Source organism: Motilimonas eburnea (assembly GCF_021295345.1).
GTDB lineage: Bacteria > Pseudomonadota > Gammaproteobacteria > Enterobacterales > CBDFNC01 > Motilimonas > Motilimonas eburnea.
In genome coordinates this window covers 196,934-205,762 of record NZ_JAIMJB010000003.1, presented here as the reverse complement: position 1 = coordinate 205,762, position 8,829 = coordinate 196,934, and the positions used below count along the sequence as shown (strand labels likewise).

The following is an 8,829-nucleotide window of genomic DNA, read 5'->3' as shown; positions in this document are numbered from 1 at the left end:
GTGCCGCCCTTGCGGTCGTTGCCGTGGGATGTTACTCCAACTGAGCGTAGCAGTGCGCTTTGATGTATTGGTATTCTGCTAATCCCACTATATTGAGTGCCGCCCTCGCGGTCGTTGCCGTGGGATGCTACTCCAACTGAGCGTAGCAGTGCGCTTTGATGTATTGGTATTCTGCTAATCCCACTATGATGAGTGCCGCCCTTGCGGTCGTTGCCATGGGATGTTACTCCAACTGAGCGTAGCAGTGCGCTTTGATGTATTGGTATTCTGCTAATCCCACTATATTGAGTGCCGCCCTTGCGGTCGTTGCCATGGGATGTTACTCCAACTGAGCGTAGCAGTGCGCTTTGATGTATTGGTATTCTGCTAATCCCACTATATTGAGTGCCGCCCTCGCGGTCGTTGCCGTGGGATGTTACTCCAACTGAGCGTAGCAGTGCGCCTTGATGTATTGATATTCTGCTAATCCCACTATGATGAGTGCCGCCCTTGCGGTCATTGCCGTGGGATGTTACTCCAACTGAGCGTAGCAGTGCGCTTTGATGTATTGATATTCTGCTAATCCCACTATGATGAGTGCCGCCCTTGCGGTCGTTGCTGTGGGATGTTACTCCAACTGAGCGTAGCAGTGCGCTTTGATGTATTGGTATTCTGCTAACCCATTGTGGCCGCCCTCGCGGCCGATACCGGAATGTTTAATGCCTCCAAAGGGGCTGATGGCGTGGGATACCATGCCGCTGTTGATCCCCACCATGCCAAACTCCAGTGCATTTGCTATACGTTGGCAGCGATGGATATTGTCACTAAAAAAATAAGCGGCCAGGCCCGCTTCGCTGGCGTTGGCTTGTGCAATGACTTGGGTTTCATCGTTAAACCATTGGATGGCGATGACAGGACCAAATATTTCGTGATTGGCGATGGCCATTTCAGGGGTGACATCTGTCAGTAAGGTGACGGGATAATAATTCGCTCCTAACTGTTTCGTATCGGCTTGATAGAGACATTGGGCGCCTTTGGCAATGGCTTCGCTGACTAACGTCTCCACCTTGGCTACCGCAGTGGTATTTATCATGGGGCCTAGTTGCACAGCTTCTGTGAGGCCGTTGCCACAGCTGAGTTGGGCTAACTGCTCGATGAGCTTGGCGAGCAGTGGCTGTTTTAGCTGCTCGTCCACATAGATGCGGTTGGCGGCTACGCAGGTTTGACCGTTGTTACGAAATTTACTTTGCATTAGCGCTGAGATAGCGGCATCTAGGTTGGCATCGTTGAAAATGATAAAGGGTGCGTTGCCTCCTAACTCTAATGATAGCCGCTTGATATTACTGGCACTTTGCTCAAACAGCAGCTTGCCAATTTGGGTGGAGCCAGTAAAAGAAAGCTTTTTAACGCGCGGGTCTTGGCATAATTTTTTGCCTATCATGGCGCCGTCGCCAGTGAGCAGGTTGATGGCTCCGACTGGAAACCCCGCCCGTTGGGCAAGCTCTGCCAACGCGATGGCGGTAAAGGGGGTTAATTCACTGGGCTTGATAATGACGGTACAACCTGCAGCAAGGGCGGCAGCCGCTTTGCGGGTGATCATGGCAGCGGGAAAGTTCCATGGCGTGATCAGGGCGGCCACGCCAACGGGATGTTTATGAGTAGCAAAGGATTTACCTGATATCGGGTCGGCTAGGGTAAGGCCGTGATCGCTTTTAATTTGTTCGCCAAACCATTGAATAAAAGAAGCCGCATACAGGATCTCCCCCTTGGCTTCGGCCAAAGGTTTGCCTTGCTCTTGAGTGAGGATCTTGGCGAGGTCGTCGGCATGGGCCAACACTAATTCATACCACTTTAGTAGCCATAGAGATTTATCGTAACTTGTTGACTTTGAATAGCTAATAAAGCTTTCTTGAGCTTTTCCTATGGCGTTTTCTAGGGTTTGCTCATCAATTAGTGGTATCTCACCTAGGGTTTGAGTCGTGGCTGGGTTATAAACTGTTATCGAATTGTTACTGGTTAGCCATTGACCATTAATCAAGTTTGCTTGTTTTATCAATTGATTATCGTTTAATTGCAAAAAGTTCATTGCGCTTAGCCTAAGTGGGTTGGAGTTCGCATTTTAATAAGCTGATAACATAAATGAAATAATTTACTGACGTATTAAATTTTAATTTTTACTTGGATCTTATATACTCTCGCTGCTTCGAAAGGTCATATTGCCCAGAAGCTTGCTTTTCTATCAGCCAACGCGTGGATGGAGTGCAAAGAAGGCAATGTATCTTTCACAGGATAATAGTCATCAATAATAGATGACATACTAATAAGAGGAACGAGTCGTGCTTGAAGCTTATCGTAAACACGTCGAAGAGCGTGCTGCCCAAGGAGTGGTTCCTAAGCCGTTAGATGCTGAACAAACCGCTGCCCTAATTGAACTGATCAAAACACCCCCTGCTGGTGAAGAAGAGTTTATCCTAGAATTACTTGCCGATCGTATCCCTCCTGGCGTGGATGAAGCGGCTTACGTAAAAGCAGGCTTTCTTGCTGCTATTGCGACAGGTGAAGCGCAATCTCCTATTCTATCTGCTGAGCGTGCCGTGGAATTACTCGGCACCATGCAAGGTGGTTACAACATCGAGCCACTGATTGCCCAGCTTGATAACGATGCACTGGCTCCACTGGCCGTGAAAGCGCTTTCTCACACCCTGTTAATGTTCGATGCGTTTTACGATGTTGAAGAAAAAGCCAAGGCGGGTAATGCCTTTGCTCAACAAGTACTCGAATCTTGGGCAAATGCGGACTGGTATTTAAGTAAGCCTGAAGTGGCTGAAAAAATTACCGTTACTGTATTTAAAGTCACAGGTGAAACCAACACCGACGATCTCTCTCCAGCCCCCGATGCTTGGTCTCGCCCAGATATTCCGCTACACGCATTAGCGATGCTGAAAAATGCACGCGAAGGCATTGAACCCGATCAAGCAGGTGAAGTTGGCCCAATTAAGCAAATTGAAGCGCTTAAAGAAAAAGGCCATCCTTTGGCTTACGTGGGCGATGTGGTTGGAACCGGTTCTTCTCGTAAATCTGCGACTAACTCAGTGCTATGGTTTATGGGTGATGACATTCCTAACGTACCAAATAAACGTGCGGGCGGTGTGTGTATCGGTGGTAAAATTGCGCCAATCTTCTTCAATACCATGGAAGACTCAGGTGCGCTACCCATCGAAATGGACGTTAGCAACTTGAACATGGGTGATGTGATCGAGATTTACCCACATCTTGGCGTGGTAAAAAATGCTGAAACAGGTGAAGACATCACCAAGTTTGAGCTGAAAACCAACGTGATCCTTGATGAAGTCCGTGCGGGGGGTCGTATCCCTCTGATCATTGGTCGTGGTTTAACCGACCGTGCTCGTCAATCACTTGGCCTAGGCCCAATTGATGTATTCAAGCTGCCTGAAGATGTCGCGGCTTCTGACAAAGGTTTCACCCTAGCGCAAAAGATGGTAGGTAAAGCCTGTAATGTGGCAGGTATCCGCCCGGGCCAATACTGTGAGCCGAAAATGACCACAGTAGGTTCGCAAGATACCACAGGTCCAATGACGCGTGATGAATTAAAAGACTTAGCTTGTTTAGGTTTCTCTGCAGACCTAACCATGCAGTCTTTCTGTCACACTGCGGCATACCCTAAACCGATTGATGTTAATACTCACCATACCCTACCTGATTTCATTATGAACCGTGGCGGTGTATCACTACGCCCTGGTGATGGTGTTATTCACTCTTGGCTAAACCGTATGTTATTACCTGATACCGTAGGTACAGGTGGTGACTCGCACACACGTTTCCCGCTAGGTATTTCTTTCCCTGCTGGTTCAGGTCTCGTTGCTTTTGCTGCTGCGACCGGTGTAATGCCATTGGATATGCCTGAGTCGGTATTGGTTCGTTTCAAAGGTGAAATGCAACCTGGTGTGACTTTACGTGACTTGGTTAATGCCATTCCTTATTACGCCATCCAGCAAGGTCTGCTGACGGTTGCTAAGAAAGGTAAGGTTAATATCTTCTCTGGTCGTATCCTTGAGATTGAAGGTCTGCCTGATCTTAAAGTTGAGCAAGCATTCGAACTTTCTGATGCATCAGCAGAGCGTAGTGCAGCAGGTTGTACTATCAAGCTAAACGAAGCACCGATCATTGAGTACTTAAACTCAAACATCGTGATGTTGAAGTGGATGCTAGCAGAAGGTTACGGCGACGCGCGTACCATTGAGCGTCGTATTACTGCGATGCAAGAGTGGATTGCTAACCCTGAGCTAATGGAAGCCGATGCGGACGCAGAATATGCGGCAGTTATCGAGATCGACATGAACGAAGTGAAAGAGCCTATCCTAGCTTGTCCAAACGATCCTGATGATGTGAAGCTACTGAGCGAATTAGCGGGTGAGAACATTGACGAAGTGTTTATCGGCTCATGTATGACCAACATAGGTCACTTCCGTGCTGCGGGTAAGTTGCTAAATCAATACAGCGGTCAATTACCAACGCGTCTATGGGTTGCGCCACCGACTAAGATGGACGAAGCGCAACTAACAGAAGAAGGCTACTACAGCATCTTTGGTAAAGTCGGCGCGCGTACCGAAATGCCAGGTTGTTCATTATGTATGGGTAACCAAGCTCGCGTGGCAGATAACTCTACTGTTGTGTCGACATCAACCCGTAACTTCCCGAACCGCTTGGGAACCGGTGCCAACGTTTACCTAAGCTCGGCTGAGCTGGCAGCGGTTGCAGCGATTATCGGTAAGCTACCAACAGTTGATGAATATATGACATACGCCAAACAATTGGATGCTACTGCTGCAGATACGTATAGATATCTAAACTTTGACCAGCTTCCAAGTTATACTAGCAAGGCTGAGAAGGTAATTTTTACGCAAGCCGTTTAAACCGCTTAAAAAGTAAAAAACACCAAAAAAAACCCTCTCAGGAGGGTTTTTTATTGGGAAATTAAAATATAGCGATACAAATTAGTTAGAATGCAGGGATTTGATTAAATTTAAGTCAATTAATTTGCATACGCGGCTGGATTTTTTTACAAAGTCTTGATAAAACTATGTTGTCAGTCACATTTTTATTTTTTTAATTATATATGGGTGTCATTATGCTAGAGAAAAGCCTTGTTGTGGGTGAATACCACATAGATACAAGCCAAAACAGCTTGATCCACAGTAACCGTAAAGTGTACCTAGGTCCTTTACGTACTTCCCTTTTACACTTCTTATGTAAAAACCTGAATACGGTTGTTACCCGTGAAGACCTTGCCCAGCACGTTTGGGGTCGCTTGGTAACGGACCATACAATTAACCAACACATTTCCCAATTGCGTAAGAGCATTGGTAATTTAAGCATTCACGGCTTAAACATTTCTACCATTCCAAAGCGTGGCTATATCGCGCGTTTAGAAGGTGCAGAGGTGGGTCAGCCATCACCGCTCGTTCATAAGCCTGAAGCTGCGACCACCAATATGAAAGTGCTTGTGGTTGAAGGTAACAATGCGGATCGCGAAGCGTTAGTTGCACAGTTAGAAAACCTAAACGTGGCTTATGTTGAAAGTGTTGCAACGGTGCAAGCGGCTGAACAAGCGTTCGCACTACAAGATTTCGATCTACTCGTGATCGATGCATTACTTAACGATACCGACGGTATTGAGTTTGTAAAACGCATTCGCATGGGTGAAACATCAGCTGTTGCCGATATTCGCGTACTGGTCACGCATTTTGATGTGCAACGTGAGCTACTCGGTATTAACAGCTTGTTAGACATTCAAGGTTTACTACTTAAGCCACTTGAAGACAGCCGCTTGAAACAAATGCTGATGGTTGCTAGCAAGTCTGCTGTGGTACTGAAACCACAAGCTGCATACGAATTAGTACCAACAGAAGTATTAAGTAAAGCAGCGACATTAAAAACAGCGACAAATTAATCAACGCTGATAATTAGACAGTTAAAACAAAGTTTATAAAAAGTAACACCAGAGCTGACTTAGGATGAGACTTTCTGGACAACCAGTTGCAATAATCTTTTTTGCAAAAAGTTGAGTGCTAAGTTCAAGCTCTAAGGTAAAATCCTCAATCGAGCGAGACTGACAATATGAGGTTCGATTTTGGAGTTTGAATTTAAGCGTGACGTGCTATACAAAACAATAAGATGTCAATTTTCCATGGGCCATGAGGCAATGGGAACTTGGTTGGAGCAAGAGCTAACAAGTGATCTTGCGGGCATAGCACGCTTATTTGAACAAATTCAACTGCTTCAGCAACAACAGCTGGAGCAGTTTGAATTATTGGGCAGTGAGTTCTCACTGTTTCTCAATCAGGATGAAGCGAAAGTGATCGCCAATGTCCTGCTATCCGAACAAGGTGAGTTACCCGAAGATCTGCACTATTACGACGAAGAAAGTATTGCCTTAGCTGGGCTAGAAGACTTTGAGCAAATGCTACGCTCTTATGAACGGTTTATTCGAGAAGGCTGCTAAACACCCAGTACAAGTGCCTCGGGCTGTCAATAGCTCACCTTAGCGCGCATCTTTTTTACATTTCCCTTAACTGCTTTTGCATTTAACCGCCTGGCTTTTGATGCCTTGGTGGGTTTTGTTGCAATTCGGCGTTTCTTTACCACGTTCGCTTGTTGGATCAGAGCGATTAAACGCTCAATCGCTTCTTGTTTATTCACATCTTGGCTGCGTGAGGTTTGCGCCTTAATTATTATGTCGCCATTTTTACTGATGCGTTGGTCGCTCATGGCCCTTAAGCCTTGCTTGTAACTATCAGGTAATGAAGGCGACGCTTGAAAGTTAAAACGCAGTTGGATGGCACTGCTGACTTTATTGATGTGCTGACCCCCAGCGCCCTGTGCGCGAATATGCGTTATTTCGATTTCTTTAATTGGGATCATGACCCGCTGTGAAATGATGATGTTGTCCACGGTTTGCTCTCTTTCTTTTTCCTTTGCAGTGTAACGTTTTTAACGCGGAATGTGTGAAAAGGGTTCGTCACTCTGCTGAACCGCGCCTGCCCCTTGAATGAGCATTGTTAATGACATGTTGCATTGATCTGGTGCACAAAAGTCATCCTGAAAACTCCTGTTAATCTAAGTTGTTGATATTTAGTTCCTTTTAAAGTTGGCACAGCACTTGTAACAACAAGAGTAACAAAATTAAAAATGATGCTTAGGGAGAGTAAATATGAAAATGATCAGTGCGATTATCAAGCCGTTTAAATTAGATGACGTGCGAGAGGCGGTTGCGGAAGTCGGCGTTGAAGGCCTCACCGTGACAGAAGTAAAAGGATTTGGCCGTCAAAAAGGTCACACCGAATTATATCGTGGTGCTGAATACAATGTTGATTTTTTACCTAAGGTAAAGCTCGACATTGCCACGACTGAAGACAACGTTGATCGTTTAATTGAAGCCATCACCAGCGCAGCTTACACCGGCAAAATTGGTGACGGCAAAATTTTTGTATATGAGCTATCTCAAGTGGTGCGCATTCGTACCGGTGAGCTAGACAACGAAGCACTGTAAGGGAGATAGGATCATGGAAAACACAGTGATTGAATTGCGCTTTGCGCTAGACACGTTTTACTTTTTAATGTCAGGTGTATTAGTCATGTGGATGGCGGCAGGTTTCGCCATGTTAGAAGCAGGTCTAGTACGCTCTAAAAACACCACAGAAATCTTAACCAAGAACGTCGCACTTTATGCGATTGCTTGTACCATGTATTTATTAATTGGTTACAACATCATGTACGTCGATAACGCCGAAGGGGGATTCTTACCTAGCTTTGGCGCGTTAATTGGTAGTCAAGCAGAAGGGGCTGACCACTCACTTGAGTCGGATTTCTTCTTCCAAGTGGTATTTGTTGCTACAGCCATGTCAATCGTGTCGGGTGCGGTTGCGGAGCGTATGAAGCTATGGGCATTCTTGGCCTTTAGTGTTGTGTTGACGGGCGTTATTTACCCTATCGAAGGCTACTGGACGTGGGGTGGCGGTTTCCTTTCTGCTGCAGGTTTCTCTGACTTTGCTGGCTCAGGTATTGTTCACATGGCCGGTGCTGCTGCTGCTTTAGCTGCTGTGCTACTACTGGGTGCGCGTAAGGGTAAATACGGTAAGAATGGTGAAATCCATCCTATCCCTGGATCAAACATGCCACTGGCTACCTTAGGTACATTTATCCTTTGGATGGGGTGGTTTGGTTTCAACGGTGGTTCTCAACTGCTTATCTCAGACGCAGAGAACGCCACAGCTGTGGGCCAGATTTTTGTTAACACCAACGCTGCGGCTGCAACGGGTGCCATCTTTGCTTTAGTCGTGACTAAGATTAAGTGGGGTAAAGCTGACCTAACCATGATGTTAAATGGTGCGCTAGCTGGTTTGGTTGCGATTACCGCAGATCCGCTATCACCAAGCCCACTGTTTGCGGCGCTTATCGGTGTGTTAGCCGGTGGCCTAGTGGTATTTAGCATCGTTGCCTTCGATAAAATCAAAATCGATGATCCTGTTGGTGCGATTTCGGTGCACGGTGTGTGTGGCCTGTTTGGTCTAATGGTTGTGCCATTCTCCAATGCTGATGCTTCTTTCGGTGCTCAGCTATACGGTGCCGCAGTGATCTTTGGTTTTGTCTTCATCGCTTCATTCATTGTTTGGGCGATTTTGAAACAAACCATGGGTATCCGTGTTGGTGAAGAAGAAGAGTTAAGCGGCATGGACATTCACGATTGTGGTGTTGATGCTTATCCTGAGTTTGTAACGGTACGTCCAAGCCGTTAAAACCTTGAGGAGGCGTGGTTAATGCCTCCTCTTT

7 protein-coding genes are annotated in these 8,829 nt (G+C 46.3%); 5 read left to right on the top strand and 2 right to left on the bottom strand.

Features of this window, described 5'->3' with window-relative positions; genetic code table 11:
* Positions 1–607: 607 nt before the first annotated feature.
* A complete protein-coding gene (locus K6Y21_RS04625) occupies positions 608–2,065 on the bottom strand; it encodes an NAD-dependent succinate-semialdehyde dehydrogenase (protein WP_233070597.1) in 1,458 nt (485 codons plus the stop codon).
* 250 nt (positions 2,066–2,315) lie between these two features.
* On the opposite strand from K6Y21_RS04625, the gene acnB reads away from it, so the two are divergent.
* The 3 genes from acnB (at position 2,316) to K6Y21_RS04610 (ending at position 6,502) form a co-directional block, all read left to right on the top strand.
* The gene (acnB, locus tag K6Y21_RS04620) at positions 2,316–4,913 is read left to right on the top strand and encodes a bifunctional aconitate hydratase 2/2-methylisocitrate dehydratase (protein WP_233070596.1); all 2,598 of its coding nucleotides are present in this window, start codon (positions 2,316–2,318) and stop codon (positions 4,911–4,913) included.
* Between the two features lie 215 nt (positions 4,914–5,128).
* Complete coding sequence (locus K6Y21_RS04615; protein ID WP_233070595.1) at positions 5,129–5,950, top strand: winged helix-turn-helix domain-containing protein; 822 nt, start codon at positions 5,129–5,131, stop codon at positions 5,948–5,950.
* Positions 5,951–6,130: 180 nt separating this feature from the next.
* Entirely contained in the window at positions 6,131–6,502 is a 372-nt protein-coding gene (locus tag K6Y21_RS04610; protein WP_285229716.1) for a YacL family protein, read from the top strand.
* 26 nt (positions 6,503–6,528) lie between these two features.
* Here the strand turns inward: K6Y21_RS04610 and arfB are convergent, their stop codons facing one another.
* Positions 6,529–6,951 (bottom strand): alternative ribosome rescue aminoacyl-tRNA hydrolase ArfB, encoded by a 423-nt coding sequence (arfB, locus tag K6Y21_RS04605; protein WP_432757975.1) that lies wholly within the window; start codon positions 6,949–6,951, stop codon positions 6,529–6,531.
* Positions 6,952–7,210: 259 nt separating this feature from the next.
* Here arfB and glnK point away from each other — a divergent pair, with 259 nt between their 5' ends.
* Entirely contained in the window at positions 7,211–7,549 is a 339-nt protein-coding gene (gene glnK, locus K6Y21_RS04600) for a P-II family nitrogen regulator (protein ID WP_233070593.1), read from the top strand.
* A 13-nt stretch (positions 7,550–7,562) separates the two neighbouring features.
* Positions 7,563–8,795, top strand: a complete 1,233-nt coding sequence (locus K6Y21_RS04595) for an ammonium transporter (protein ID WP_233070592.1) — start codon at positions 7,563–7,565, stop codon at positions 8,793–8,795.
* Positions 8,796–8,829: the final 34 nt, after the last annotated feature.

Bases quoted from the DNA above. Each gene is read 5' to 3' on its own strand.
- K6Y21_RS04615 (WP_233070595.1), top strand. From the start codon at position 5,129: ATGCTAGAGAAAAGCCTTGTTGTGGGTGAATACCACATAGATACAAGC.
- K6Y21_RS04595 (WP_233070592.1), top strand. From the start codon at position 7,563: ATGGAAAACACAGTGATTGAATTGCGCTTTGCGCTAGACACGTTTTAC.
- glnK (WP_233070593.1), top strand. From the start codon at position 7,211: ATGAAAATGATCAGTGCGATTATCAAGCCGTTTAAATTAGATGACGTG.
- K6Y21_RS04625 (WP_233070597.1), bottom strand. From the start codon at position 2,065: ATGAACTTTTTGCAATTAAACGATAATCAATTGATAAAACAAGCAAAC.